The sequence below is a fragment of the Pseudomonas sp. 05N36 genome (genome assembly GCF_056397385.1).
The window spans coordinates 17,291-44,290 of sequence record NZ_JBFTNH010000006.1; the positions used below are offsets into that span (position 1 = coordinate 17,291).

Annotated in this window: 27 protein-coding genes and 1 pseudogene; 12 read left to right on the forward strand and 16 right to left on the reverse strand. The window is 60.8% G+C overall.

Annotated elements, in window-relative coordinates; translation table 11 throughout:
• The first annotated feature begins 3 nt into the window (after positions 1-3).
• The 4 genes from AC1DIH_RS10400 (at position 4) to AC1DIH_RS10415 (ending at position 4,339) form a co-directional block, all read left to right on the forward strand.
• Positions 4-1,023, forward strand: a complete 1,020-nt coding sequence (locus AC1DIH_RS10400; RefSeq protein ID WP_477771606.1) for a Leu/Phe/Val dehydrogenase — start codon at positions 4-6, stop codon at positions 1,021-1,023.
• Between the two features lie 101 nt (positions 1,024-1,124).
• Positions 1,125-2,222: a pyruvate dehydrogenase (acetyl-transferring) E1 component subunit alpha gene (gene pdhA / locus AC1DIH_RS10405; protein ID WP_477771607.1), complete on the forward strand. Its 1,098-nt coding sequence runs from the start codon at positions 1,125-1,127 to the stop codon at positions 2,220-2,222.
• Positions 2,215-3,201, forward strand: coding sequence for an alpha-ketoacid dehydrogenase subunit beta (locus AC1DIH_RS10410; RefSeq protein WP_477771608.1), 987 nt, complete (start codon positions 2,215-2,217; stop codon positions 3,199-3,201). Before pdhA ends, AC1DIH_RS10410 begins: the two co-directional genes overlap by 8 nt.
• A gap of 28 nt (positions 3,202-3,229) precedes the next feature.
• Positions 3,230-4,339 (forward strand): dihydrolipoamide acetyltransferase family protein, encoded by a 1,110-nt coding sequence (locus AC1DIH_RS10415; protein WP_477771609.1) that lies wholly within the window; start codon positions 3,230-3,232, stop codon positions 4,337-4,339.
• A 163-nt stretch (positions 4,340-4,502) separates the two neighbouring features.
• Here AC1DIH_RS10415 and AC1DIH_RS10420 read toward each other — a convergent pair.
• The 4 genes and pseudogenes from AC1DIH_RS10420 to AC1DIH_RS10435 all read right to left on the reverse strand — a co-directional run.
• Positions 4,503-4,742 (reverse strand): annotated as a pseudogene (locus AC1DIH_RS10420) (YebG family protein); the annotation flags it as partial.
• Positions 4,743-5,108: 366 nt separating this feature from the next.
• Entirely contained in the window at positions 5,109-5,813 is a 705-nt protein-coding gene (locus tag AC1DIH_RS10425) for a hypothetical protein (protein WP_477771610.1), read from the reverse strand.
• 379 nt (positions 5,814-6,192) lie between these two features.
• Positions 6,193-7,263: an NAD(P)H-dependent flavin oxidoreductase gene (locus AC1DIH_RS10430; protein WP_477771611.1), complete on the reverse strand. Its 1,071-nt coding sequence runs from the start codon at positions 7,261-7,263 to the stop codon at positions 6,193-6,195.
• Between the two features lie 30 nt (positions 7,264-7,293).
• Positions 7,294-9,213: an FAD/NAD(P)-binding protein gene (locus AC1DIH_RS10435; protein ID WP_477771612.1), complete on the reverse strand. Its 1,920-nt coding sequence runs from the start codon at positions 9,211-9,213 to the stop codon at positions 7,294-7,296.
• Between the two features lie 94 nt (positions 9,214-9,307).
• Between AC1DIH_RS10435 and AC1DIH_RS10440 the strand changes: the two genes are divergently transcribed.
• Positions 9,308-10,360: a LysR substrate-binding domain-containing protein gene (locus tag AC1DIH_RS10440; protein ID WP_477771613.1), complete on the forward strand. Its 1,053-nt coding sequence runs from the start codon at positions 9,308-9,310 to the stop codon at positions 10,358-10,360.
• Positions 10,360-11,715, forward strand: coding sequence for a hypothetical protein (locus tag AC1DIH_RS10445; RefSeq protein WP_477771614.1), 1,356 nt, complete (start codon positions 10,360-10,362; stop codon positions 11,713-11,715). The genes AC1DIH_RS10440 and AC1DIH_RS10445 overlap by 1 nt, the downstream gene beginning before the upstream one ends.
• Positions 11,716-11,768: 53 nt before the next feature.
• On the opposite strand, the gene AC1DIH_RS10450 is transcribed toward AC1DIH_RS10445, so the two are convergent.
• The 3 genes from AC1DIH_RS10450 to AC1DIH_RS10460 all read right to left on the reverse strand — a co-directional run bounded on the left by AC1DIH_RS10450 (position 11,769) and on the right by AC1DIH_RS10460 (position 14,611).
• On the reverse strand, positions 11,769-12,281 hold the full coding sequence (locus AC1DIH_RS10450) for a hypothetical protein (RefSeq protein ID WP_477771615.1): 513 nt from the start codon (positions 12,279-12,281) through the stop codon (positions 11,769-11,771).
• 90 nt (positions 12,282-12,371) lie between these two features.
• Positions 12,372-13,898 carry a sensor histidine kinase gene (locus AC1DIH_RS10455; protein ID WP_477771616.1) on the reverse strand — a complete coding sequence of 509 codons (1,527 nt, stop codon included), beginning with the start codon at positions 13,896-13,898 and terminating at the stop codon, positions 12,372-12,374.
• Positions 13,895-14,611, reverse strand: coding sequence for a response regulator transcription factor (locus AC1DIH_RS10460; protein ID WP_477771617.1), 717 nt, complete (start codon positions 14,609-14,611; stop codon positions 13,895-13,897). The genes AC1DIH_RS10455 and AC1DIH_RS10460 overlap by 4 nt, the downstream gene beginning before the upstream one ends.
• A gap of 152 nt (positions 14,612-14,763) precedes the next feature.
• On the opposite strand from AC1DIH_RS10460, the gene msrB reads away from it, so the two are divergent.
• Genes msrB through msrA form a run of 3 tightly spaced genes read left to right on the forward strand, consistent with a single transcriptional unit; the run spans position 14,764 to position 17,892 of the window.
• Positions 14,764-15,282, forward strand: coding sequence for a peptide-methionine (R)-S-oxide reductase MsrB (gene msrB, locus AC1DIH_RS10465; protein WP_477771618.1), 519 nt, complete (start codon positions 14,764-14,766; stop codon positions 15,280-15,282).
• Positions 15,283-15,326: 44 nt separating this feature from the next.
• Complete coding sequence (locus AC1DIH_RS10470; protein WP_477771619.1) at positions 15,327-17,126, forward strand: cytochrome c biogenesis protein DipZ; 1,800 nt, start codon at positions 15,327-15,329, stop codon at positions 17,124-17,126.
• A 58-nt stretch (positions 17,127-17,184) separates the two neighbouring features.
• Positions 17,185-17,892 carry a peptide-methionine (S)-S-oxide reductase MsrA gene (gene msrA / locus AC1DIH_RS10475; RefSeq protein WP_477771620.1) on the forward strand — a complete coding sequence of 236 codons (708 nt, stop codon included), beginning with the start codon at positions 17,185-17,187 and terminating at the stop codon, positions 17,890-17,892.
• A 159-nt stretch (positions 17,893-18,051) separates the two neighbouring features.
• On the opposite strand, the gene AC1DIH_RS10480 is transcribed toward msrA, so the two are convergent.
• The 4 genes from AC1DIH_RS10480 to AC1DIH_RS10495 all read right to left on the reverse strand — a co-directional run bounded on the left by AC1DIH_RS10480 (position 18,052) and on the right by AC1DIH_RS10495 (position 21,071).
• A complete protein-coding gene (locus tag AC1DIH_RS10480; protein WP_477771621.1) occupies positions 18,052-18,489 on the reverse strand; it encodes a GNAT family N-acetyltransferase in 438 nt (145 codons plus the stop codon).
• A gap of 130 nt (positions 18,490-18,619) precedes the next feature.
• Positions 18,620-19,018: a GNAT family N-acetyltransferase gene (locus AC1DIH_RS10485; protein WP_477771622.1), complete on the reverse strand. Its 399-nt coding sequence runs from the start codon at positions 19,016-19,018 to the stop codon at positions 18,620-18,622.
• Positions 19,018-20,031, reverse strand: coding sequence for a GGDEF domain-containing protein (locus tag AC1DIH_RS10490; protein ID WP_477771623.1), 1,014 nt, complete (start codon positions 20,029-20,031; stop codon positions 19,018-19,020). Before AC1DIH_RS10490 ends, AC1DIH_RS10485 begins: the two co-directional genes overlap by 1 nt.
• A 131-nt stretch (positions 20,032-20,162) precedes the next feature.
• Positions 20,163-21,071 carry a LysR family transcriptional regulator gene (locus AC1DIH_RS10495; protein ID WP_427532678.1) on the reverse strand — a complete coding sequence of 303 codons (909 nt, stop codon included), beginning with the start codon at positions 21,069-21,071 and terminating at the stop codon, positions 20,163-20,165.
• A gap of 102 nt (positions 21,072-21,173) precedes the next feature.
• On the opposite strand from AC1DIH_RS10495, the gene AC1DIH_RS10500 reads away from it, so the two are divergent.
• The gene (locus AC1DIH_RS10500) at positions 21,174-22,355 is read left to right on the forward strand and encodes an acetylornithine/succinylornithine family transaminase (protein ID WP_477771624.1); all 1,182 of its coding nucleotides are present in this window, start codon (positions 21,174-21,176) and stop codon (positions 22,353-22,355) included.
• A gap of 180 nt (positions 22,356-22,535) precedes the next feature.
• Here the strand turns inward: AC1DIH_RS10500 and AC1DIH_RS10505 are convergent, their stop codons facing one another.
• From AC1DIH_RS10505 to AC1DIH_RS10525, 5 genes are all read right to left on the reverse strand, one after another.
• Entirely contained in the window at positions 22,536-22,790 is a 255-nt protein-coding gene (locus AC1DIH_RS10505) for a Txe/YoeB family addiction module toxin (protein WP_477771625.1), read from the reverse strand.
• Positions 22,787-23,041, reverse strand: coding sequence for a type II toxin-antitoxin system prevent-host-death family antitoxin (locus AC1DIH_RS10510; protein WP_262116002.1), 255 nt, complete (start codon positions 23,039-23,041; stop codon positions 22,787-22,789). The genes AC1DIH_RS10505 and AC1DIH_RS10510 overlap by 4 nt, the downstream gene beginning before the upstream one ends.
• A gap of 188 nt (positions 23,042-23,229) precedes the next feature.
• A complete protein-coding gene (locus tag AC1DIH_RS10515) occupies positions 23,230-23,808 on the reverse strand; it encodes a DedA family protein (RefSeq protein WP_477771626.1) in 579 nt (192 codons plus the stop codon).
• Positions 23,809-23,902: 94 nt separating this feature from the next.
• Entirely contained in the window at positions 23,903-24,343 is a 441-nt protein-coding gene (locus tag AC1DIH_RS10520; protein ID WP_477771627.1) for a bleomycin resistance protein, read from the reverse strand.
• 53 nt (positions 24,344-24,396) lie between these two features.
• Positions 24,397-24,660 (reverse strand): hypothetical protein, encoded by a 264-nt coding sequence (locus AC1DIH_RS10525; RefSeq protein ID WP_477771628.1) that lies wholly within the window; start codon positions 24,658-24,660, stop codon positions 24,397-24,399.
• Between the two features lie 199 nt (positions 24,661-24,859).
• On the opposite strand from AC1DIH_RS10525, the gene AC1DIH_RS10530 reads away from it, so the two are divergent.
• Both AC1DIH_RS10530 and AC1DIH_RS10535 read left to right on the forward strand, forming a co-directional pair.
• Positions 24,860-25,570 carry a response regulator gene (locus tag AC1DIH_RS10530; protein ID WP_477771629.1) on the forward strand — a complete coding sequence of 237 codons (711 nt, stop codon included), beginning with the start codon at positions 24,860-24,862 and terminating at the stop codon, positions 25,568-25,570.
• An 8-nt stretch (positions 25,571-25,578) separates the two neighbouring features.
• Positions 25,579-26,907, forward strand: coding sequence for a sensor histidine kinase (locus AC1DIH_RS10535; protein ID WP_477771630.1), 1,329 nt, complete (start codon positions 25,579-25,581; stop codon positions 26,905-26,907).
• The last annotated feature ends 93 nt before the right edge of the window (positions 26,908-27,000 follow it).

Consider the following 27,000-nt stretch of genomic DNA (forward strand, 5'->3'; position numbering starts at 1 on the left):
ACGATGTTCGCTCTCATGCAAAGCACTCGCCTTGAATCGCTGCACCTGAGCGTTGACCCGGTGACCGGGTTGAAGGCGGTGATCGCCATTCATTGCAGCCGTTTGGGCCCCGCCCTTGGTGGCTGCCGTTACCTTGCCTATCCCGACGATGAAAGCGCCGTGGTGGATGCTGCGCGCCTGGCGCAAGGCATGAGTTACAAGGCCGCACTGGCCGGCCTGGCACAGGGTGGCGGGGTGGCGGTGATCGTTCGCCCGCCTCACGTAGAAAGTCGCGCAGCCTTGTTCGAGGCCTTCGGCCGCGTTGTCGAACAGCTTGACGGTCGCTACATCACGGCCATCGACAGCGGTACTTCGGTCGCCGACATGGATTGCATTGCCCAGACAACCCAGCATGTCACCAGCACCACCGCCGCCGGCGATCCGGCGCCGCATGCCGCCATGGGGGTGTTCGCCGGTATTCGCGCCACGGCCATGGCCCGCTTGGGCAGTGACAACCTCGAAGGCCTGCGGGTGGCGGTCCAGGGCTTGGGCAATGTCGGTTTTTCCCTCGCCGAGCAACTGCATGCCGCCGGGGCCGAATTGCTGGTCAGCGACATCGACGCCGGCAAGGTGCAACTGGCCATCGAGCAGTTGGGCGCCCGTCCGATTGCCAACGAATCGCTGCTCAGCACCCCGTGCGACATCCTCGCGCCTTGCGGGTTGGGCGGCGTGCTCAACAGCCACAGCGTTGCGCAATTGCGCTGCGCCGCAGTGGCGGGTTCGGCCAACAATCAGCTGACCAACCTGCTGGTGGCCGACCAGTTGGAGAACCGCGGCATCCTGTATGCGCCGGACTACGTGATCAATTCCGGCGGGTTGATTTATGTATCGCTCAAACACCGTGGCGAGGCGTTGTCGAACATCACCGCGCACCTCTCGAAAATCAGCTCGCGGCTGACCGAAGTCTTCGCCCACGCCCAGGCTGAAAAACGCTCGCCGGCCCGGGTGGCGGATGAGCTGGCAGAGAAAGTGCTGTACCGATGACGGAGTGAGGGCCTTACCCGGTCGACTTGCTCCCAGAGCCTGGCGCCACGAGCGTCAGGCCCGACAACGGCACGCTGACCCGGCGTGCAAGGAGCTGTGCCATGTCCCATAACAAGGTCGACGTTCCCTACACCCGCTATTTATCCCCTGACGGCCTGGCATTGAGCGAACTTCCCGCCTGGGCCGACGACTTCAATCTGCTGACCCGCCTCTACCGGCAAATGGTCCTGACCCGTCTCTTCGATCAAAAAGCCGTCGCCCTGCAACGCACCGGGCGCATCGGCACTTATGCACCCACGCTTGGTCAGGAAGCGATCGGCGTGGCAGTCGGCAGCCTGATGCATCCTGAAGACGTGCTGATCCCGTATTACCGCGACACTGGCGTGCAATTGATGCGCGGGGTGCGCATGGAAGAGATTTTGCTGTACTGGGGCGGCGATGAGCGCGGCAGCGATTTTGCCGAGCCCGCGGCGGTCGAGGACTTCCCGATCTGCGTGCCGATCGCCACCCAGGCGCTGCACGCGTGCGGAGTCGCCAGTGCATTCAAGATTCGTGGCGAGCACCGGGTAGCCGTGACCACCTGCGGCGATGGCGCCACCAGCAAGGGCGACTTTCTTGAAGCCTTGAACGTCGCGGGGGCCTGGCAGTTACCGGTGGTGTTCGTGATCAACAACAACCAGTGGGCGATCTCGGTGCCACGGCGGATTCAATGCGCGGCGCCAACCCTGGCGCAGAAGGCGATCGGCGCCGGTTTCCACGGCGAGCAAGTCGATGGTAACGACATAATCGCGGTCTACGACCGGGTGCAAATCGCCCTCGAACGCGCGCGTCACGGTAAAGGTCCGGTGTTGCTGGAGTGCGTGAGTTACCGTCTCGGCGATCACACCACCGCAGACGATGCGACCCGCTATCGCCCGGCCGAAGAGGTCAAACAGGCCTGGCTTGAAGAACCGGTCAAGCGCTTGCAACGTTATCTGGCGGGGCAGGGCGTGTGGGACGAAGGGCGTGAACAGGCACTGATTGCCGAGTGTCAGGCGCTGGTGCAGGGCGCTGTGGATAACTTCGATGCGGCTGGCCAACAGTCAGCTGAATCGGTGATCGATCACGTTTATGCCCAGTGGCCGGCGGCACTGGCCGAGCAGCGCGAGTGGTTGCTCGAACGCGCGGCGCGCCGTGCAGGAGGGGCCGCTCATGAGTAACGGCAAAGTCACGCTGCTGGAGGCGGTCAACCTGGCGTTGCACCGGGCCATGCGCGAGGACGAAAACGTGATTGTGCTCGGTGAGGACGTCGGCGTGAACGGCGGTGTGTTTCGCGCCACGCTAGGGCTGCGCGACAGCTTTGGCTTCAAGCGGGTGATCGATACGCCTCTGGCCGAAACCATGCTCGGCGGGCTGGTGATCGGTATGGCGGCCCAAGGTTTGAAACCGGTGCTGGAAATCCAGTTCATGGGCTTCATCTACGCGACCATGGAGCACCTGGTGTCCCACGCCAGCCGCATGCGCAACCGCACGCGCGGGCGAATCACGTGCCCGATGGTGCTGCGTTCGCCGATGGGCGCGGGGATTCGTGCACCGGAACACCACAGTGAAAGCACCGAGGCGCTGTTTGCGCATATCCCGGGGTTACGCGTGGTGATTCCTTCATCACCGGCGCGGGCTTATGGCCTGCTGCTGGCGGCCATCGACGACCCGGACCCGGTGGTGTTTCTCGAACCGACGCGGCTCTACCGAATGAACCCGCAACCGTTGATCGACGATGGCAAACGCCTGCCGCTCGATACCTGTTTCACCTTGCGTGAAGGCAGAGATATCACCCTGATCAGCTGGGGCGCCAGCGTCATGGAAACCTTGCAGGCGGCCGATGCGCTGGCGGAACAAGGGATTTCGGCCGAGGTGATCGATGTCGCGAGCATCAAGCCGCTGGACCTCGACACGCTGGAGGCGTCGGTGCGCAAGACCGGCCGTTGCGTGATCGTCCATGAAGCGCCGCGAACCTGTGGCGTCGGCGCGGAAATCGCCGCCAGTCTCTACGAGCGTGCATTGCTGGATTTGCAGGCGCCGATCCTGCGGGTCACCGCGCCGGACATTCCGCCACCACTGTATCGGCAAGAGTTGCTGTACATGCCCAACGTCGAAGACATCCTTCACGCCTGTGACAGCGTGCTGCACCACTTTTAAAGAGGCGCCTGAGGCCCGGGAGGCTGCAATGAAATATTTCAAACTGCCTGACTTGGGCGAAGGGCTGCAAGAAGCGGAAATCGTCGAATGGCACGTCAAGGTCGGCGATACGGTGAAGGCCGATCAACTATTGGTCTCGGTGGAAACCGCCAAGGCCCTGGTGGATATTCCCGCACCTTACGACGGCGTGGTGGCGAAAACCTTCGGCGGTGAAGGTGACATCCTGCACGTCGGCGAACCCTTGCTGGGGTATGAAGGCGAGGCGGATGCCGGCACGGTGGTAGGCCGGCTTGAAGGTGGCGGCAGTCATCAGGACGATCAGTTTTTCGTGGGCGCCGCGCCCTCGACCCGTGAACACATGAGCGCGCGCGCAACCCCGGCGGTGCGGCAACTGGCCCGGCAACTGGGCGTCGAGTTGACTGGGCTGAGCGGGTCCGGCCCCGATGGGCTGATCACCCGCAGCGATGTGGAAAGTGCCTCGCAAACCGAGCGCGACAAATTTGGCGGGGAGAAGCTGCGCGGGGTGCGCCGCAGCATGGCGCTGAACATGGCCAGGTCCCACGCCGAGGTGGTGCCGGTGACCCTCTACGCCGATGCCGACCTGCATCGCTGGGGCCGTGCCCGTGATCCGTTGATCCGTTTGGCCAAGGCCATGGCGGCAGCCTGCGCCGTGGAGCCGATGCTCAACAGTGGCTTTGATGGCAAGTCCTTGTCGATCAAGCACCACGACACCCTCAATCTGGGTATTGCCGTCGACACCCCCGACGGTTTGTTCGTGCCGGTGTTGCGCGATGTCGGTAATCGCTCGTCAGAGGATTTGAAAGAAGGCATCACTCGCTTGCGCGCCGACGTGCAGGCGCGCTCGATCCCGGCCAGGGAAATGATGGGCGCGACCCTGACCTTGTCGAACTTCGGCACGATGTTCGGGCGCTATGCCAACCCGGTTGTCGTACCGCCGCAAGTGGCGATCCTCGCAGCCGGTGCCATTCGCGACGAACCGGTGGCAATGGCGGGCAAGGTGGTGGTGCACCCGATATTGCCGCTGTCGCTGACCTTCGATCACCGGGTAGTGACGGGAGGGGAAGCGGCGCGGTTCTTCAAGGTGTTGGTCGAGGCACTGGAACAACCGGACAGTTGAAACGCAGGCATGAAAAAGGCCCTGAGTCAGTGACTCAGGGCCTATTCAATTCGGGCGTTGCTTACTTCGCGGGCTTAGCCGATTTTGCGGGTTTGGCAGGCTCCGCTGGCTCGGCTGGTTCCGTTGGCTCTGCAGGTGCAGCGGCTGCAACCGGCACGTTGAGCAATTCGGACAGGGCGTCCGGCTGGCTCTTGAACGCCTTGGCGAACACATCGCGGTTTTTCGCCATGTAGATCCCGGCTTCTTCCACCTGTTGCTCGGTCAGCGACGGAACCGCTTTTTGCAACACTTCAGCCAGCAATTCGGCCAATTCGAGCATTTTGTCATGACGGTCAGCTTCGGCTTTATCCATGAACAAGCGCTCCAGATCTCGGCTGCTGCGGTATACCACTTCGACGGCCATTCACCACCTCACATGCCTTCACGATAGTTGTCTTTTGCGACTACTGTATTTATATACAGCCAAAAGGATAAGCGAATCCCTGCGCTTTGGGTAGTGGCTTTTTAATGTAGACCGGATTCAGGATTTGTCAGGCGGACCGAGTGGCCCAATCGCTTGTTCCAGCAGCCGTACCCGCGAGGCTACGTCTAGCGCTCGTAGCAGCTGTCGAGCCCGCGAGGCTGCGTCCGGCCGCAAAGCGGCCGTAAAATCAGGCAATGCGTTCTTTCAGGCGAACCGCGTATTCAGGATTTGCGAGGACTGCGTCATCGGACGCAGCCTCGCAGGCTCGACAGCTGCTACGAGCCGTTGTGCAGGAATCGCGGGTGGTTACTGTGCCGCGATGCTGTAGCCATCGAACGCCGTCTGCTGTTGCAGGGCGGTGATGATGGCTTTGCGGGTGGCCGGTTGTTCGGTGCCGGCATTGTCGATGAAGGTCTCGCTGGCAAGCTCAGCCTCGTCGCCTTCACCCACAAAGGTGAAGCCGAGGAATTCGAAGGCTTCACGGTCGACGTTCGGCTTGGAGCGCGGGGTGCGCAGTGGCAGGCTGACGCTGACGCCGTCCTTGCTGATGCTGAACACTTCGATCTCTTTCTTGGCGCGGGCGGCCTTGCTCTTGCCGGCGCTTGGGTTGCTGATGGCCTGATGAGTCTGGTTCAGCACTTTCAGCGCCAGGCCGTAGACCAGCTCCTGAAAGCTTGGGTCATCCTTGAAGCTCGACAGAATCCGGCTGATCGGGAACTTGCTGCTCAGGTCTTCCAGGGCGGCGATATCCGCGGCCTCGGCGTCCTTGAGTTGTTTGAGCTCGCCCATCAGTTCGTAGGCCTTGTCGTCGTCGAAGCGGTCGTGAGCCTGGCGGATGGCCGCGCGCAACTCGCGAATCTGGTCGCTTTCTTTCGAGGTGTGGAAGGCGTCCAGGACCATCTCGCTGATGGTTTTGGCCTGCGGCACGTGTTGTGAAAGATTGATGGAGTTTTCGTATTCCGCTTTGGACGACAAGGTGATTACGGATTCAGCGGTATTGGAATCTGGCATTGAAATTTCACTACTTCTTTAAACAGAATTTAAGACGAGAACGGCATCGGCGTTTTCGGGTCGCTTAATCTATTGGACCGCTGCGATGTTGTCACGGACCAACGGACGATCAGGGCAACGCAGCGACCGATGTGACCGCAACAGCGGCCAATCGTTGCGCAAAAAAGCCCCGCGTGCCGGCAAGTTAAGCCGCTACACGACCTGTAGCAGCTGGCGAAGCCTGCGTTCGGCTGCGAAGCGGCCGTAAATCCTGCCTCCACGGTTAACCTGAAAAAACATAGCGTCTGATTTTACGACTGCTTCGCAGCCGAACGCAGGCTTCGCCAGCTGCTACAGAATGTGCCGAGCCTGAAATCCCTTTACTTACCGGCAAGGGTAATCAGTTCATCTCGGCGATCAGCACTTCAACCATGGCCTTGGCGCTCATTTCCCGCGCCAGCGCAGCACCCTGGCCGGCCCACTGCACCGCGAATTCGTTGCAACCCTTGGCGCTGGCGGCAGCGTGCAGGGCTTTGGCGGCGTCGTAGGTCAGCGGGTACGCCGGGCATTGCGGTGCACCGGCGGTATCCAGGTCAGTGATCAGGCGATTGATCATGCCGCGCGCCGGTCGCCCGGAAATTGCGCTGGTGATACGCGTATGGGCGGCTTTCGGGCTTTTCAGGTCGGCGCGGTAGCGCGGGTTGGCGGCGGTTTCGGGGCACAGGATAAACGCGGTGCCCAACTGCGCACCTTGCGCGCCGAGTTTCAGCATGGCGCTGATCGACTGTCCGTCCATGATCCCGCCCGCGGCGATGATCGGGATCGAACGCTGCCGGCTAAGGGTTCTGACCAGCGCCAGAGTCCCGGTCAGGGCATCCTGTTGCGGATTGAACACACCGCGATGGCCGCCGGCTTCGACGCCTTGGGCGATGATTGCATCGATACCGGCACGTTCGATCAGTTCGGCTTCGTATGGATCGGTCGCGGTGGCCAGCAGCACGATGCCCGCGCGCTTCAAGGCATCGATCCAGGACGTCGACGGTAGACCGAAGTGGAAACTGACCACGGCCGGACGTTCGACCAGCAGCAATTCGAGCATGTCCGGGTCATCGACGAAACTGGTGTAGATCTCATTCAGTGTGGTGGGCGCAGGCGCGTCGAACTCGGCAAACAACGGTTGCAGGTGCTTCAGCCAATCGGACTGCAAGGCCTGGTCCGGTTCGGGTGTGCGATGACAGAACAGGTTGACGTTGAACGGCTTGCAGGTCAGCGCCCGGGTCTGGGCAATCATCGCCCTGGCCTGAGTGACATTGCTCGCACCCACGCCGATCGAACCCAGGGCACCGGCATTCGACACCGCGGCCGCGAGTGCCGGTGTCGACACGCCGACCATGGGCGCCTGGATGATCGGATACTGAATGCCGAGCAATTGTGTCAGCGTCGGGTTTTCAGGGGGGGCGCGCAGATCCATATCAATGACTCCCGGGTCGAGTTTCAGAGGTTAAAGGTGAACGAGCGATCTTGAAGCGTCAGCGACGCAGGCTGCCGGTTTCCTGGTCATTTGCGGCGCGTTGATCTGCCGGAACAACTCACCCACGCTGCGTCCTGCGTCCACCAGCGCAGTGGAGTTCACGAACGGTCGCGCAACGATGTAGGTATAAAACTTGGCACCTTCGCAAAGGGTCCCCAAGGCCCAGGCATTGCTCAGCGGTTTGCCGCTCAGCGGGATAATGTGCAGGCCTTCATCGACATCGATGCCGCCAATCTCCATACCCTGATTGGTAAACGGGCGAACCAGGCCCTTTTCCAGCAGGCGATAGAGCAACGGTGATTTGTCCTGGTTGGGCGACGATTTCGGCACCCGGGCACGAATCAGCACATCAGCCCGGAACTCACGGTCGGGCAGGCTCGCGCTTTTGATGGTGAACGAATACGACTCACCGTCCATGTGCGCACGGGTTTCAGGGCCGAAGCTGACCATCAGGTAACCCGCGCGCATCAGCGCGAGCATTTCCTCAGTGCGTTGCAGTGGCGGGCCAACGGCCAGGCGGTTCATCACCGGGACGAACTCGTTCATGAAGCGTTTGTGCGATGCCGCCGACAGCGCGCCGAAATCGACCACTTGGCGCAGGTTGTCGCGAATATCGCGCAGCACATCGCAGGCGGCCTTGATCGGGCTTTCGCAATTACCCTCTTGGGCCTCGGCCAGATCTTGCTCCAGGTAGTCGGTCAGCCACTGATGGAAATGTTCCTTGCTGGCCAGGGCGTTGCGGCTGATGGGGTTGGCCAGCGTGTCCCAGGAAAACCGTGGAATCTGCGGGCAGCATTCGCGCAGCACGTTTTCGGCCGCCGCTGTGTCGAGATGGACCAGCGTGGAGTCGAGCAACTCGGCGAAGGAGCTGCCATGCAACCGGGCGGCATAGGACAGGTAATAGGCATGGGCCATGTCGCGCAGAATCAGCGGGAAGATGTGATTGTGGAAGTCGAGCTCGCCGGGCTTGTGGGCCAGCTTCCATTTATTGATCTGTTCACGGGTCAGGAACCGTGCCTGGTACTGACCCGAGACACCTTTCTGGTTCACGGCGCGGGCGGCGAACGGGATGCCGCTGCGCGAGAACAGTGCCAGCGACGGTTCTGCGCCGGACGGCAGATAGTTCAGCACGCCGCTCTCGTCACGTTCAAAGCGGCCACCACGGCCCGCGGTCAGCGCGGTGATCGCGTCGATGGCGGTCAGGCCCATGCCTTCGATTGCCACTGAGGCGTCAGGGGATATTTCGTCGAGTTGCGTGTGGATCGGCTGTGGCCCGGTGACCACATAGCGCAGATGGGTGTTGTTGAAACTGTGGGTCGCGACGAAGGCGCGACGCTCGATGTCCTGAGCGTCCGGGTGGTTTTCCGAGTGGCCCGTGGTCAGGAACAGGTAGTCGGCGTTGATCGTTTTACCGTTCGTGGTCTGGATGACGAACGATTGGCTCGCGGTCTGTTCGATATCGCTGGCCGTGCAGGTATGCAGATGCACTTCGCAGTGCTGTTCCAGCCGGGCGATCAGGAACTTGTAGACCCAGTTCAGGTACTCGCCAAAAGCGCTGCGCGGCAGGTACGTGTTGGGTCCCAGCGGTAACGGGTGCTTCCAGTTGCCGACAGCCCACTCATACAGGCTTGGCCCCTCGATCAACGGCCCGGCCTCGACCACGGTCGGGTCCATGAACAGGGTGATCTGCGATGCGACGGTATTGAGTTGCAGGTAGTCAGGTTGCGAAGAATGGTGGACGCCTTCGCCCGGCACACCGGGGTCGATGAGATGCACTGCTATGTTCTGGTGGTTTTTTTGATCGCAAGCGTAGGCGGTGATTCGTTCGAGCACGTTCAGGCCCCGTGGCCCCATGCCGATAATCGCGATCGCTAGCGTAGCCTGTTGCATCTGCCCAACTCCCTTATTCTTGGCGAGGCGTTACCTCGACGTCCTGCAAGACCATTCCCTGAATCCGGCGCTGTTCTGCTCGGCGCCACCTTGCATGCGTTTAAAACCGGGGCAGGATACGCAGCGCAAAAATGGCTTTGCCAACGATTATCCGAGATACTGCGCATCACTTTTCGAGATGTTCGCGTCCAGGGATGGCAGGTCCATGCAGCTCAAATCACTGCGTATATTTTTGGCTGTGGCTGAAACGGGCAGCTTCGTCGCCGCCGCTGAACGGCTACACACCGTGCAGTCCAATGTCACTGCACATATCAAAAAGCTCGAAACCGAGTTGGGTGCTCAACTGATCGATCGCAATGGCCGGGCGCGCCTTACTTCGGCCGGTCACGCACTTAGCGAATATGCTGACAGAATTCAGAGAAATCACGACGAGGCCGTGGCCTTTTTCCGAGGCGGCCAGTCCCTAAGTGGCGAGCTGCGCATCGGCGCGATGGAGACCACCACAGCGTTTCGCTTGCCGGGGATCCTGGCGAGCTTCCACGGCAAAAACCCTGAAGTCGATATCAAACTCACCACCGGGCCGACTGCCGATCTGGTCAGGGGATTGGTGGAAGGGCGCTTCGATTGCGTGTTTGTGGCCGGCAAAGTCGACCACCGGCGGTTCCACATGTACAAAGCCTTCACCGAGGAACTGGTGCTGATCTCTTCTCGGCCGCTGGAGAAAATGCCATCCAAGGAAACCCTGCTGACGGCAACCTTCCTGGCCTTTCGCCAAGGCTGCAGTTATCGCCACAGCATTGAACTGCTGCTCGCCTCGTGTGGGGTCTCGGCGGCGCGCATCATCGATTTCGGTACGCTGGACGCCATGCTCGGCTGCGTTGCGGCGGGCATGGGCTATGCCGTACTGCCAAAGTCTACGGTCGAAGCCCAGAAGTCCCGCTTCAACATCTATAGCCTCGACTTGCCGGAGCGCTACGCGATCGTCGACACCTATTTTGCGGCGGCGCAGCAGAACACCTGGACGCCGGCCATGGTGTCGTTCTCTGAAACCGTGTGCGATGCGCTGGTGATCAACAACGCTCTGGCCAGGGAGCGTTTTGCGCTGACTATCGCCCACAGCGATACAGCCCAGCTCGGAAATTTTTAATGTCCAGGGATACGCGCGCGCTCCACTCCGCTGTGGCGTCGAAAGGGTCGACACGCGCCACTGCGCTGGCGGTAATCGCTACGGCGCTGGTGATAGGGCTGATCGCCAAGGCGCTGGTCATTCCTCATGGCAAGGTGGCGGATGCGTTGACATTCGGCCTGATCGTCGCCGGGCTGGCGTTGACCTTCAGCAGTTGGCTGGGCAAAACATCTGCACGTCTTGGGTTGGGGGTGTTGGTGATCGTCGCCGCGCTCGCGGTTTTCACCACCCTTCCTTTCAATCCGGTGCGCGGCGCCGGTTCGTTCGAAGGGGTGATTTTGCTGCTGCTGGGGATTGGGCAGTTGCGTGCTTACCTGGATCGGCAGGACATCAAAGGGCGGATCGAACGGGCGCTCAGTCATCCCGTCGTTGGGCGCAGTGCGCGACCGATCTTTCTGCTCTACAGCGCCATGGCGTTTTTCCTGAGCCTGGCAACCGTGCCCATTGTCGGCTCCCTCACCCGCAGCACCCGCCTGAATCATCTGTACCACTTGCGTTTGGCCATGCGTGCGGTGGGGGCGACGATGTTCATTGCGCCGACCACTGCGGGGGCGGCGGCGGTCAGCGCAATGTTCCCCGGGTTGAGCTGGTCGCAAGCGTTGCTCACCGGGGCGCCGCTGGCGCTGTTGTGCCTGGTGTTTACCCGCAGCGAGAAAGAGCCGGCGATTGAACTGGCGCCCGTGGAAAAAGACGGCGCGTCACACGGGCTGATGCTGCCGCTGGCGATCTTCATCAGCGTGATTGTGGTCGGCAAACTGCTGCTCGGCTACCCCACGGTGACGACGGTCGCGCTGGCAGTTTCCATCACCGGTGTGGTGTCGCTATGGGCCAAATATGGCATCGCGGAACTGGCGGCGACCATCGGTGAAGGTTTTCAGCGTTCAAGTGCCGAAATCCTGTTGTTCATCGCCTGCGGCGCATTGCAAGTGGCACTCGGTGCGCCGGAAACCGCGCAGTTGTTCAGCCCGTTGGACGGTGACTTCAAACTGCTGTTGAGCTCGACTCCGGTGCAGTTGCTGTTGATTTTGGGGCTGATGCCACTGCTGACGATCATTGGCATCCATCCGATGATTCTGTTCGCCGCAGTGTTTCCGATCTTCCATCCCATTACCCAGCTGCCCGTCACAGTCGAGTATCAGGCGTGGATCGCGATGTTCGTGATTTCGCAGTTGATCTCGCCGGTGTCCATCAGTGCGGTGACGGCGGCGGCGTCGGTGAATGAGTCGCCGTGGAAGGTCAGTTTTGAAAGCCACGCGAAGTTTGCGCTGGCGTTTGCGTTGGGCGGTTTTGTGTACATGGCCGCAGTGGCCGGGTAGTGGTTGCGACGTAGAGAAAAAGCCCGCCTTCGATATGAAGTGCGGGCTTTTCTTTATGCGGTGGAAGCGTTCTTGAGTGCCAGCAGCGCTAGCAATTCGCGGTACAGCGTGATTGCCCGACCGCAAAAGAGCCCTAGCGTAAAACCCGAGGCGATGCCGGTGAGTGCCAGCATCTGCACACTGGCCGAGCGCTCCGGGTGAACGGCGGATTGATAGCCGATGAAGTACTTCACCGCAAAGAACAGCAGAGAGATGTAGAGAATTTTCCAGGTGCCGGGAACGATCAGGTCTTTGCCGTCGCTGTCCAGCGTCAGCCCACGGCGCGAGAACAACGCAATCGCCACCAGACTGCCCAGCGCGATACCGGCGAGCCAGCTGCCCAGCGCCAACTCGGGCTGTCCGTGGTAGTTCAGTGAAAAGAACGACCAGAGCGTTAGTACGCCCGGTGTAATGAGCAGCGAGCGTTTGCTTTCCCGGCTGGGCGTCCTGGCCCTGAGCCCGTAATAACAGATCAACAGGAAAACCCCGTAGACCCACAGCGGCGTACCTTGCAGGATATCGAGCATCAGCGGATACCTGCGCGGGGTTGAGGCGAGGTGGTTTGGTAAAACATGGTCAGCGTCCTTGCTTGAGTCAATGTCAGGGAGATTAGCGGATTATCGCTGGGGCGAATTCAGATTCATCGAACGAACCGCCAGCGCAGTTGCTGTTTCCTCATCCACCGGCAGCGAAAAGCGGAAGGTCGCACCTTGTCCCGGTACATCGAGCAAGTGGATCTCGCGGCCATGCAGCTGCAGAATCCGGTGCACGATGCGTAATCCCAAACCACCGTCGCGGCGTGCGCCACCAATGTTGAAGGGCCGCAGGAACAAGCCTTCGCGCAGTTCCGCGGCGATGCCCGGGCCGCTGTCGCTGACGGTGATTTCGACGAACTTGCCCTGCGGGGCAAGGCTGATGTCGATTTCCCCGCCATCGGGTGTGTGGCGCAAGGCGTTGTCGAACAGGTTGGTCAGCACGCGCTCGATCAACCCCAGGTCGGCGCAGACCGCCGAGACGTTCGTTGCGAAGCTTGCCTTGAGCTGCACGTGTCGAGCTTCGGCGGTCAGTTCGAATTTCTGAAAGATGTCCTGCACCAGATCGGTCAGGGAAAAACGCTCCAGTACCGGTTGGACGAAGCCGTGTTCCAGGCGCACCAGTTCCAGCAACGACTGCGCCAGGCCGCCGACCTTGCGGCTCTGGTCGAGGGCGATGCCCAGGTAGCGGCGGCGTTCGGCCGGGGTCAGGCTGGCGTCTTTCAACGACAGGGTTTCGAGGTAGCCATGCAGCGACGCCAGCGGTGTGCGCAGGTCGTGGGAGATATTGGCGACCAGCTCGCGGCGCTCCTGATCCTGGCGGGTGAGGGAGCGCCATTGTTCGCCCAGGCGTTTTTGCATCTGCCGGAAGGCGGCATCGAGCACGGCGATTTCGTCCTGAGTGGCGAGGTTCTCCACGGTACCTGAGGGCGCTGGCGAGGGCGGTGCGGCCGGTACGCCGTCGATGTCGAAATGCGCGACCGTGTCGGTCAGGCGGCGCAGCGGCCGGGTGATCAGGGTAAACGCCGTGAGACCGGCGATCAGGCACAGCAACGCGACCATCCCGATCGACCACAGCGCGGTATTCAGCGCCGCGCTGGTGGCGCCGCGTTCGGCGTAGCGGTCGTGTTCTTCGCTGAGCAGCACCACGTAGAGATAGCCGACCTGCTGACCGTTGACCTTGAGCGGTGCGGCGCTGAACACCTTGCGCCCGTCGATACTGCGCGGGTCGTCGCCGAGAATCGGCAGGGGTTCACCGTTGAGCAGGCGCCGCACGGGCGCCAGATCGACCTGTTCGCGACGCAGGTGGCCTTCGGGCGCCGCATTGCCGACCACCCGGCCGCTGCTGTCGAGCAGGTACACCTCGACGCTCGGGTTCACCAGCATCAACTGGCTGAACAACTCGCGCAGCGCATCGGGTTTCAAGCCATTGGCGTCCATCAACTGGGTGTCGTGGGCGATGTGCTGCGCCAGGTCCCGGGACAAGCCTTGCACCACTTCCAGCTCATGCATGTGGTTGGAGCGCACCTGCATCCACACCGACGTGCCGCTGCACACCAACAGCAACAGGGCGAACACCGCCGACAGGCGCTGGGTGAGTGTCAGTCTCATGGCTGCTCCTGCGCCGGGGCGAATTTATAGCCACGGCCCCACACCGTGAGAATCCGCACCGGTTGCGCCGGGTCGGTTTCGATCTTGGCGCGCAGACGATTGATGTGAGTGTTGACGGTGTGCTCGTAGCCTTCGTGGCTGTAACCCCAGACGGCGTTCAGCAGGTCCATGCGCGAGAAGACCTTGCCCGGTTGCCGGACGAAAAAGTACAGCAGGTCGAACTCGCGTGGGGTGAGGTCCAGGCGCTTGCCGTCGAGCGACACATCGCGGGTGATCGGGTCGATGAACAGCCCGTCGCAGGTCAGGCTGCCAGTGTCCATTTTCAGGTTGCGGGCCATGGCGTCGACCCGTCGCAGCAGGGCCTTGACCCGCGCCACCAGCTCAAGCATCGAGAAGGGTTTGGCCAGGTAATCGTCGGCGCCCAGCTCCAGGCCGAGAATGCGGTGTACTTCGCTCGATCGGGCACTGGTGATGATGATCGGGGTGTAACGGGCCATGGCGCGGGCGCGGCGGCAGATTTCCAGGCCGTCGACGCCCGGCAGCATCAGGTCGAGGATCAGTGCGTCCCAACTGCCTTGCTCGAGCAGGCGCAAGCCTTCGTTGCCATCGGCGCTGTGCACGACCTCGAAATGTTCGTCGCGCAGGTGCAGGCAGATCAGGTCGGCGATGTGTTTGTCGTCCTCGACTACCAGGACTCGTTTGGGTTGATCCATTGGGACTTAATCCTGTTGCGCAGTGCACGTATTGTGCGGGGTTTTCCCTCGGCGAGTTATCACGAATTGTTTAACTCCACGTGAGGATTTGGCGATCACCTCAAGCCTAGGCTGTGTTCCATGTCATCCACGGCGAATTTAGGGAGAGGGCCATGTTTTCACGGCGACAGATTCTTCTAACGGGCGGCGGGCTGGGCCTTGCAGCGCTGGTTGCCGGTGTATTGCCAAAAATGACCGGGCACTCGCTGCTGATCAGCGAGGCGAGTGCTGCCGAGACCTTCGAGGTCACCCACACTGATGCGCAATGGCACCAACTGCTCAGCGCCGAGCAGTACGAAATCCTGCGCGAAGAGGGCACCGAACGGGCCTATTCCAGCGCACTGAACAACGAACACCGCGACGGTACTTTCGCCTGCGCGGGGTGCGATCTGGCGCTGTTTTCATCGAAAACCAAATTCGACAGCCATACCGGTTGGCCGAGTTTCTGGGCGCCCCTGGAGCATGCCGTCGCGACCCGCGAAGACCGCTCGTTCGGCGTGCTGCGCGAAGAAGTTCACTGTCGACGCTGCGGCGGCCATCTGGGCCATGTGTTCAACGACGGGCCAAAACCGACCGGTCTGCGCTACTGCATGAACGGTCTGGCGATGACCTTCAAGCCGCAAGCGGCCTGACACCATGGGCAGGTTTTTTCCTTCACTTCATACAGGTCCTTGTTATGTGGCTTCTGGTCCTCGCTTATCTCGGTGGTGTGCTGACGATTCTCAGCCCGTGCATTCTGCCGGTACTGCCGTTTGTCTTCGCTCGCACCGGGCAGCCGTTTATCAAGAGTGGCTTGCCGCTGTTGGCGGGGATGGCGCTGACCTTCGCGCTCGTCGCCTCGTTGGCGGCGGTGGGCGGCGGTTGGGTGGTGCAACTCAATCAGTACGGTCGCTGGCTCGCGTTGCTGTTCGTAGCACTGTTCGGGCTGACGCTGCTGCTGCCACAACTCGCCGAGCGGCTGACGCGTCCACTGGTGGCCGCCGGCAGTCGACTGTCGGAAGCGGCGGGCGCCGATACCCGGCCGCGTCCCGCTGCTTCGTTGCTGATCGGCGTCGCCACGGGCCTGCTTTGGGCACCGTGCGCCGGGCCGATCCTCGGGCTGGTGCTGACCGGCGCGGCGTTGCAAGGGGCAAGCATCGGCACCACCTTGCTGTTACTGGCCTACGCGCTGGGCGCCGCCACTTCCCTCGCGGTCGCCTTGCTGCTGGGCGGTAAAGTCTTCGCGGCGATGAAGCGTTCGATCGGCGCCGGTGAATGGCTGCGCCGTGGTCTTGGTGCGGCGATGCTGGCGGGTGTGGCCGCTATTGCCCTGGGGCTGGACACCGGGATTCTGGCGCGGGTATCAACCGCGTCCACCAGTGGGCTTGAACAGGCGCTGGTCGGTCGACTGGCGGGTAAGTCCGGGGCGATGACGGCGCGGATTCCGACGTCCGCCGACGATCAATCAGGCTCAGCCATGATGGCCGTCGGTGGTGCGATGAAAGTGGCCGCCAACGCTCCCGCGCCGCTGCCCGTCGAAGGCAACCTGCCGTCGCTGGATGGCGCCGTGCAGTGGCTGAATTCAGCGCCGCTCAGCGCTCAAGCGTTGAAGGGTAAAGTGGTGTTGGTGGATTTCTGGACTTACTCCTGCATCAACTGCCTGCGCACCTTGCCGTACGTCAAAGCCTGGGCCGAGAAGTACCGCGATCAGGGCCTGGTGGTGATCGGTGTGCATGCGCCGGAGTTCGCCTTCGAACGGGATGTGGGCAACGTGACCAAGGCCATGAAGAACCTGGGCATCAATTACCCGGTGGCCATCGATAACGACTACAGGATCTGGCGGGCTTTCAACAACGAATACTGGCCGGCGCACTATTTTGCCGACGCTCAGGGACGCATTCGCTACCACCATTTTGGCGAGGGCAACTACGCCGAATCGGAACGGGTGATCCAGCAGTTGTTGCGTGAAGCCGGCGCGGCGAAAGTCACTGATGGCCTGATCGATGCCAGCGCCCAAGGCGTGCAACGGGCACCGGACATGAACGAAGTGCGCTCGCCGGAAACCTACGTCGGCTACCAGCGTTTGGAACATTTCGTACCTGGGGCGAGCCTCGCGCCCGACAAGATTGCTGCCTACAGCGCCCCCGCGGCGTTGGCGCTGAATGACTGGACGCTGGACGGCCACTGGAACGTCGGTTCGGAGCGCGCTACATCGGCGGCCCCGGCCAGCCGCATCGTTTACCGCTTCCATGCCCGCGACCTGCACCTGGTGCTGGGCCCCGGCGCCGACGGTAAACCGGTGCGCTTCAAAGTCATGATCGACGGCAAGGCCCCGGGCGATGCCCACGGCACCGATGTCGCCCCGGATGGCAGTGGCAGCGTCACCGAACAACGCCTCTACCAATTGGTGCGCCAACCCGGCGACGTGGCAGATCGGACCTTCAGCATCGAGTTCCTCGACCCGGGCGTGTCGGCGTATGCGTTTACCTTTGGTTGATGAGCATGAGCTGCCGAAGGCTGCGATCTTTGAATCTACTTATGCAGGAGTCGTCATCATGAAAACCCGATTTACCTGGCGCCAGACCCTGCTCGGGCTGACCGTCGCTGCAGTTGCAGGCCAATGCATGGCTTTTTCATTCGGCGCTGCCGAAGATGCAGTCGCCATCGCGCCGCCTGCCGTCGATGAAACGCCCAAGGCCAACAGCGAAACGGCGGTGTTCGCCGGTGGTTGCTTCTGGGGGGTTCAAGGCGTGTTCCAGCATGTCAAAGGCGTCAAGAATGCGCTCTCCGGTTATGCCGGAGGTACGGCGAACACCGCGCAATACGAGCGTGTCAGCGAGGGTGACACAGGCCATGCCGAATCCGTTCAGGTCACTTTCGATCCTGCTCAGGTGAGCTACGGCACCTTGCTGCAAATCTACTTCTCGGTCGCTCACAACCCCACCGAGCTCAATCGCCAGGGCCCGGACACCGGAACCCAATATCGCTCGGCGATCTTTGTCGAAAGTGCCGAGCAACAAAAAGTCGCCCAGGCCTACATCGCACAGCTCGATGCAGCGCATGCCTTCAACAAACCGATCGTGACCAAACTCGAAACCTACAACGGCTTCTACCCGGCAGAGGCCTACCATCAGAACTTCCTGACGGAGCATCCGACGTATCCCTACATCGTGATCAACGACCTGCCGAAAGTGGCGCAACTCAAACAGCTGTACCCGGAGCGGTATCAGGAAAAACCGGTGTTGGTGAAGGCGGGACTTTAGGACGAAAAGGGGGGGCTGTCAGTTAAGGCACAAACCTGTGGGAGCGAGCCTGCTCGCGATGACTGCATAACATTCAACATCAATGTTGACTGACCCACCGCTATCGCGAGCAGGCTCGCTCCCACATGGATTGCGCTTAACTGACTGGCATTAGGCTGGTCAGGCTTCCCTGTTTTCCAGACGTTTGCCCATTTCGACAGAGCGAACCTCATAACCCAGTTCTTCATAAAGGCGTAATGCGGGTTTGTTGAATGCCCATACCGTCAAACGCAAATCGCTGGCGCCCTGTTCGATGGCCCAGTCTTGAGCCATCTCCATCAGCCTGCGACCAACACCTCGCCCGCGAAATGCATCGTCGACGCAAACCGAGCCGACACGGGATACTCGTTGCGGTTGCAACAGTGGGCTGTTGAGCAGTGTTACCTGGAGCGTGATAAAACCGATGGCAACGCCCGTTTGCTCGGCGAGGAAGGTTGCCTGGTTTTCACCGTCCAAATAAGGAAGCCAGTGGGCTTGGTCCCGCTTGAAGTCTTGCGTTTCAGGCGCATAAATATCCGGCCGTTCGCGATGGTGCAGGCTATTGAGCTGTTGCCCCATTTTACAAATGCTCAGGAGGTCAGCGACTGTCGCCCGGCGATAGCTCGTTAGGGTATCCATGGTCTTTTGTGATCGTCCTTTTATCGAATTGACTGTCCGTAGTGTTCAAACCGCAGGAGAACATACCGTTCTATTTGATCCTGGGGCGCTCCATAGCAATGGTTGAGGCCTCAAAGCCCAGCCCCGAAAAAAACTCCGAAGCCCCTGATCGGCCTGCGCGTAAAACCCAGGTCACGTCTTTGTTCTCACCCATAATGTGCTCGACCAGTGCCCGTCCGATACCTTCTCGCCGATGCTGGTCGGACACCACGACCATCGACAGATAACCATTGGACAACCCATCGGTGAGGCCTCGGGCAAATCCGACGATCTGCGCGTCCTTTACGGCCACGGCGGTGCGTTGGGAGTTAGTGATCAGTTGTGCAAAATGCTCTACGGAGCCTGTGCGATGAGCCCATCCGTTCAGTTGAAGAAAGCGTCGAATGGACTCGACATCAGAGGGGCGTGCGTCGCGGATAGGCAGGCTCATCATCCGGAAATCATGTTCTTGCCGATGATCTTCGAGCGGTACAACGCCTGATCCGCCCGAGCCAGCAGGCCGGTTTGTTGCTCGTCTTCAAAGCGTTGCGCCACACCAAAGCTCATCGTGACCTGGAAGTCGCCCACCGGTGGCAGGCTCGACAGCTCAAGGCGGATGTTTTCGGCGACGGCGCGTGCGGTGGCCGCGGTGCTGTTGGGCAGGATCACGATGAACTCGTCGCCGCCCCAACGGGCCAGCAAGTCACCTTCGCGCACGCAGCGTTTGACGCTTTCGACCACGTGCACCAACGCCGCGTCGCCCAAGGCATGGCCGTAATGGTCGTTGATGTTTTTGAAGTCATCGATGTCCATGGCGATCAGCGACAGCGGCTGGCGAAAACGCTGGGAGCGCTCGCATTCCAGTGGCAGGGCTTTTTCCAGGAGATAGCGGTTGGCGATCCCGGTCAGGGTGTCGCTTTCTGCCAGTTTGCGGTTCTCGTCCAGCTGCGCCTGTAACTGCTGATTGAGCAGAGACAACTCGCGGGTCCGTTCCTCGACCATCGCTTCGAGGGAATGATTGCGCCGTTCGAGTTGCTCGAGCAGTCGCTTCTTGTCTTCAATGCAGCGGCTCGCCCCAATCATCCGCGCCACTGAGCCATCGCTGTTACGTGCGATCACATGACCGCGATCTTCGATCCAGATGTAGCGGCCATCCCGCCTGCGGCAACGGTACTCGGTTTGATAGCGGGGCGAGCGCTGATGCAGGTGAGCATCGAATTGCAGCATCACCTGCTGGTAATCGTCGGGATGAATCGCGTTCTCCCAGGCCAGCACGTTGTTCTCAAGTGCATGAGGCGCGTAGCCGAGCATGTCGTACCAACCGCGATTGCGGTAGACAAACCCGGTGTTGGCGTTCCAGTCCCAGATCCCGTCGCTGACCAGTTCCAGAATCGCGTGCAGCATGTCTTCATTCAGATCAGTCAGGCTGACCTTCAACGGCTCGATACTGGACAACTCAACCATCACCGCTCTCCCTGCTGCCCTGATCTTCAAGTGGCCGGCCAGTCGTAAAGACTAACTCATGGCGCGTTGACACTGTAGCGCCGGAAATCAAGGGATAGAAGCCTCTTGCGTAGTAATAATGGCGTGGGCGATCAGTTCTGTTTACCCCATGTCTGCAACGCAAACTCGACAAAACTGCGCAGCTTTGGCAAACGGTAGCGGTCCTGCGCGTAGATCAGATTCATCGGGCGACGGGGCAGTTGATAGTCCTGCATCAGGGCCACCAGTTTCCCTTCCCGAAGGTCTTGATCCACCAGAGCATCCGGCAGCATCACCACACCCATCCCAGTGCGCGCCGCCTGGTGCAGGCCCGATGAACTATTGATCAGCATCGGGCCGCTCACTGCCACGACGATCTCCCCGTCAGGGCCGCTCAGGCGCCACTGTTTTTCCACCGAGCGCCATTCATCGCCCGCCGGGTAGGCAAAGGCCAGGCAGTCGTGATCGGCCAGCTCCTCCGGTTTTTGCGGTGTGCCACGGCGTGCCAGATACGCCGGCGAGGCACACATGGTCAGTGTGTAGTCCTCCAGTGGCCGTGCGATCAGGTTGGACGGTTCGGTGTTACCCAAGCGAATCGCCACATCAAAACCGTTGTCCAGCAGATCAAGGCGTTGATTGGTCAACACCACATCCAGCTTGACCTGCGGACAGCGCAACACGAATTCGCTCAAGGCGGGCGCCAGGCGTTCTGTGCCAAAGGTCAGCGGGGCGGTAATCCGCAATGTTCCGCTGGGTTCGCACTGGGTTTGTTCGGCCAGCCGTTCGGAGTCGGCCACTAGCCCCAGCACCTCAAGACAGCGCTGATAATAGGTCGAGCCAAATTCGGTCAAGCGCTGACGTCGCGTCGTACGGTGCAGCAAGCTGACGCCCAGGCGTTGCTCCAGCGCCCGCAGGTGATTGCCGACCATGGTGGTCGACATTTCGCACTCCAGGGCGGCGGCGGTCATGCTGCCAGCCTCGACCACCTTCACGTAAACCGACATCGCCAGCAGTAAGTCCATTATCAAGCCCAGCTTTAAAATGATTGAAGTGTTTCGGCGTTTATCCAGCTCAGGTGGCTAACGATACTGCAAAAACACTGACCAATGATGGAGCTTGATGTCATGACCGCCGCCTGCCTGATGACCACGTATCAACCCCTGGCCTTGAGTTTTACCAAAGGGCTGGGCACACGCCTGTGGGATCAGGCTGGTCGTGAATATCTGGATGCGGTGGCGGGCGTGGCCGTGACCAATGTCGGCCACTCGCACCCGAAGGTGGTCAGCGCCATCAGCGAACAGGCCGGCCTGTTGCTGCACACGTCTAACCTGTACAGCATCGACTGGCAGCAACGGTTGGCGCACAAGCTGACGCAGTTGTCGGGGCTCGACCGGGTGTTCTTCAACAACTCCGGCGCCGAGGCCAATGAAACCGCGCTGAAACTGGCCCGGTTGTACGGTTGGCACAAAGGTGTCGAGCAGCCGTTGGTGGTGGTCATGGAAAACGCCTTTCATGGCCGCACGCTGGGCACCTTGTCGGCCAGCGATGGCCCTGCGGTGCGCTTGGGGTTTCAGGAGCTACCGGGGGATTTCATCAAAGTGCCGTTCGGCGATCTCGCCGCACTGGATAAGGCCCACCAGACTCATGGCCAGCGCATCGTGGCGGTTTTGATGGAGCCGATTCAGGGCGAGAGCGGCGTGCAACTCGCGCCGACCGGCTACCTGAAAGCCCTGCGCGAATTGTGCAATCGGCGCAACTGGCTGCTGATGCTCGACGAGATCCAGACCGGCATCGGCCGTACCGGGCAATGGTTCGCCTTTCAACACGAAGGCATCGTGCCGGATGTCATGACCCTGGCCAAAGGCCTGGGCAACGGCGTCCCGATCGGCGCTTGCCTGGCTCGCGGTAAAGCCGCCGAACTCTTCACCCCGGGTAGCCACGGCAGCACCTTTGGCGGAAACCCGCTGGCGTGTCGGGTCGGCTGCACCGTGCTGGAAATCATCGAAGAACAAGGCTTGCTGGAAAACGCCAAGTGTCAGGGCGAACGCCTGCTCGCACGCTTGCACGCCGAACTCGATGGCAACCCGCAGGTGCTGGCGATCCGTGGCCAAGGCTTGATGATCGGCATCGAACTGGCCCGGCCTATTCGCGACCTGACCCTGATCGCCGCGCGGGACCACGGGCTGCTGATCAACGTGACACGGGGCAAGACCATTCGCTTGCTGCCACCGCTGACCATCGATGAGCGGGAGGTGGAGATGATTGTGCGGGGGGTAGGGCGGATGGTGAGGGGAGCTGACAACTGATCGTTCCGTTTGAGATGCGCTTACGCACTTCGTAGGAGCACGGCTTGCCGGCGATGACATCCTTAAGACCGCCATCGCAGGCAAGCCTTGCTCCTACGGTTCGGTGGCGTGGTCGAGATCGATGGTGCACACAAGTCCGTAGGAGTGAGCAAGAGGCGAGAACGTGAAGTTAGTCGATGTTCAGTAGTGGTATCTGCACATCACGATCTGTAGTTCGCCCCCTTCCACCGTGTAGACCAGGCGATGCTCGGCAGTGATCCTGCGGGACCAAAAACCACTAAGGTTATGTTTGAGTGGCTCAGGCTTTCCGGGGCCTGCGAACGGATCCCGCAAGGTTGCCTTGATTAGCAGGTTGATCCGCTTGAGCCCGGCCTTGTCGTTCTGCTGAAACCAGAGGTAGTCGTCCCAGCCTTCGGGGGTGAACAGAATGTTCATTCTTCAATGAGCTGCCTTGGCTTGGTCTTCCCCGCACGCAGGCTGTTGATCGACTTGATCAGACGCTCGGCATTGGCCGGAGTACGGAGCAAGTAGGCGGTTTCTTCAAGGGCGTTGTATTCGGCAAGGGAAATCATCACCACCGGCTCACCTTTCTGCCGGGTTACCAGCAGCGGGGCGCGGTCTTCATTGACTCGATCCATGGTTTCGGAGAGATGTGCCCGGGCATTGGTGTAGTTGATCGTTTGCATGGTGTTGTCCTCGCTTGATGCGAAAACCGTACAGAAATGAGTACATGTTGGCAAGGTGATACCTACGAGTGGTCTTTACGAACGGAGGAGGTCAAAAAGCAGCCTCGATTAGGCGCTCGGTATGCTCCGTTGTCTTCAAGACGTTTCCTTGAAAAATGTAGGTTCGATCTGAGTAAAAGCCGCCTGATTTACTGCTGCAACTTACGCTTGTTCCTGAGGTGCAGAATCAACCCCACAACCGCAACGACCACCACAACACCCAAGGCAATCGGCAGTCGGTAAGGCCTGATGTCACCGAACAATTGCTGAAGCGCTTCGCCCGCCCAATAACCGCCGCTGACAAACAGTGTGGCCCAGACCATTGCACCGAGCATGTTCCACAGTGAAAAACGCAACGGCGACAGGCCACTGGCACCGATCACCATGGGGCCCACCAACCGCATGCCGTACAGAAAGCGCACCGAAAAAACCGACATCGACGGGTAGCGTGCGATCAATCCGCTGACGCGCTTGATCTGCGCTTGCTGGCGTTTGAGACGAGGCAACAGTCGCGTGCCGAAATAACGGCCGCTCCAGAACAGCAGTTGATCCCCCAACATTCCGCCGGCGCTGGCCCAGGCGATCACCGGCCAAAGCTTCAGCAAATGCTGATGCGCCGCCATGCCGCCCAATATCAGGATGGTTTCGCCTTCCATGACACAGCCAATAAAAACCGCCCAATAGCCGTAGGTCGCGAGGAGGTGATTGAGGTCTATGTGCTCGAACATGGGCGGTTGGCGGCCTTTGGCGTGTTGTGGAGGCTGAGTAATGGTGGACCGTTATCGGCTGGGGTCGTTGCCCGTGCATTCATGATTGAAGCGATTATGTGGCTGCGACATTCGAGAGCGGACGCTCCCCCAGATACTCAACCAACCGTAGCAGATAACCGTCCGGGTCCTGCACCAACAGCTCATGCTGGCCGACTTCCACCGTACCGGATCGATACCACTTCTCGGCAAACGGGCGAAACAATGGCCACTCGGCAGCGGCCAAGCGCTGGAGAATCGGCCCGACACTGTCGACCGTCATCTGAAAGTTGATGCCGCGCCCAAATGGCGGTTCCAGTGGAGCGGTCACCCATTGCCCTTCGAGCGGGTCGTACTGCTCCAGCATGACCTGCACCCCGTCGAAATCGAGGTAGGCAAATCCCTCTTCGGGACGGTCGTAGGCGACCCTGAAGCCAACCAATCCGGTCCAGAAATCCAGACTGTTCCGGATGTCGCCGACCATCAGTTCGGGGACCATTCTGTTCCTTGAAAACATACTTCTCCTTTAGTGAGCATCCAGCCCGATCAATGTGCGCTCAGGATAGCGCCTCAATCTTGATCGTCCCCACCCTGCATCAACGTTTGTGCCTCACCATTTTCAACCACCCAGCGCAGCAGCTCGTTCACCGACACACGGTGGCTGCGTTCGACCCATTGCAGGCCGTCGGGGCTGTAGTGTTCGGTGTAGCGGGTGAGGATGACCTCGCGCTGGTCGCTCGACAGTTGCAGGCTGACTTCGCGGCAGTGCAGGTTGGCGTTAGCGTGTTTCACCACGCGTTGTTGCAGGATCAGCGGCTGGTTTTCAGAGATCATCGGTCTGGGCTTCCTGGCAGCGGTGTACGCATGCGCAAACAGTCTTCGGGAAAAGGTGACCGATGCTGACATTCGAGCCTTGCGCAAAGATGTCTGCTTTTTTACCTGGCTGTCGCTTTGTTACCCGATTGAAATATATGACGGAGCGCGCCGAATGGTTTTAGATGTGGGTTCTTTCAGACCTTAAGTGATGCCGCTGGTGAGCAGTCTTTTGATCGTGGACGACGACCTTGAGGTCCTCGCGCTGCTGAAGAAATTTTTTGTGCAACAAGGCTATGCGGTGGAGGTCGCCACCGATGGCGCCTCGATGTGGGCGGCGATTGAGCGCCAGGCGCCGGACCTGATCATTCTCGACCTGATGCTGCCGGGCGAGAACGGGCTGACGCTGTGCCAACGCCTGCGCCAGCAATACCCGACGCCGGTGATCATGCTGACCGCCATGGGTGAGTTGAGTGATCGGGTGGTCGGGCTGGAGATGGGCGCCGATGATTACCTGGGCAAACCGTTCGACGCCCGGGAGCTGCTGGCCCGCGTGCGCGCCGTGCTGCGCCGGGCCGGCGAAAGCCGCCCGCTGACCGGGGAAGCGCCGCGCCCGCTGATCAAGTTCGCCGACTGGCAACTGGACCTCACTCGTCGGGAACTGCGTTCACCGGATCAGGTGATGATTCCGCTGTCGGCCGGGGAGTTCGACTTGCTGCTGGTGTTTGTCGAGCATCCGCAGCGCATTCTCACCCGGGAACAGTTACTGGACCTGGCGCGGGGCCGCACGCATGAGGCGTTCGATCGCAGCATCGACGTTCAGGTCAGCCGTTTGCGGCGCAAACTGGAGTACGACACCAAGCGCCCCGAGATGATTCGTACCGTGCGCAACGGCGGGTATCTGTTCACCCCCAGTGTGACCCGCCAGTGAAAAAACTCATGGCTGCTCTGCGTCTGCGCCCGCGTGACACCGTGGCCCGCTGGATCGCCCTGACCACCCTTATCGCGATGCTCACATCGCTGGCTTTCAACGCGCTGTTTATCCAGTTGGCCGGCGTCTGGGCTTATCCACCGTTGGCCGAAACCGGACTCCTGGAAAAAACCGCGTCCATTACCCGGATGATGGAAGCCTCGCAAGCGTCGCAGCGCGAGCGCCTGGCGAAGGCCGCCAGCGAAAACACCTTCAGCGTCAGCTGGCATGCCACCCGTCAAGGCCTCGACTTGCCGGACACGCCCGAAGCGGCTTACCGCACGGCCTCACCGGAGGCCCAGCGACTGTTCAACACGCCGACCCGCCGGGTCGAAGCCTACCAACCTGGCGACTGGCCACAGAAGAACGGGCACTACGCCTTGCTGGTGCAACTGGCGGATCAGTCCTGGCTGATGTTCAGCGTGCCGTCACGCAGCTGGGGGCTGGCGGAAGGGCCACGAACCTTGATCGTGATTCTGTTGGTGTTGCTGTCGACCAGCGTCGTCGCACTGATCGCCACCCGCCGGCTGGCCAAACCCTTGCAGCAATTCGCCCTAGGCGCCCGACGCTTCGGCGTCGACTTTCGCGCACCGCCCATCGACCCGGTCGGCCCGCATGAAATCCGTCAGGCGATCCTCGCGTTCAATGCCATGCAGGCCCAGTTGCAGCACTTCATCAAAGACCGCACGCAGATGCTCGCCGCCATCTCCCACGACCTGCGCACCCCGCTGACCCGCATGCGCCTGCGTGGCGAATTCATCGAAGACCCGGAGCAGCAACAACGGCTGTTTCGCGACGTCGACGAAATGCAGGCCATGATCAATTCCGCCCTGGAATTCTTCCGCGACGACGCTCGCCTGGAACAGGCAACCCAGTTCGACCTGGCCGAACTGCTGCAAACCCTGATCGACGACTACCGCGACCAATCCATCGACATCACCTTCAGTGGCCCACCCCGACTGGTCTACTTCGGCCGCCCGCTGGGGCTGAAACGGGTGATCACCAATTTGCTGGAGAACGCGATCAAGTACGCCAGTGAACCGGCGATTGAACTGCGGCAGGAGGATGAACAGGTGATCGTTCGGGTACTTGATCGCGGGCCGGGGATTCCTGCAGATAGTTATGAACAGGTGTTTGCGCCGTTCTTTCGATTGGAAGGGTCGCGGAATAAAAGCACGGGGGGCGTGGGGCTGGGGTTGTCGGCGGCGCGGGCGATCGTTCTGGAACACGGCGGCACGCTGACCGTGCGCAACCGCTCAGGTGGAGGGTTGGAGGCGCGGGTGGTGTTGCCGGTGTAGGTGGGGTAGAGAAAGTTAGTGGGGGGCTGATTGAAGTCCCATAACTGGTGTCCAGTTCTCATGAAAATAAATCAGTCCCCTTTTCCGTGCTTT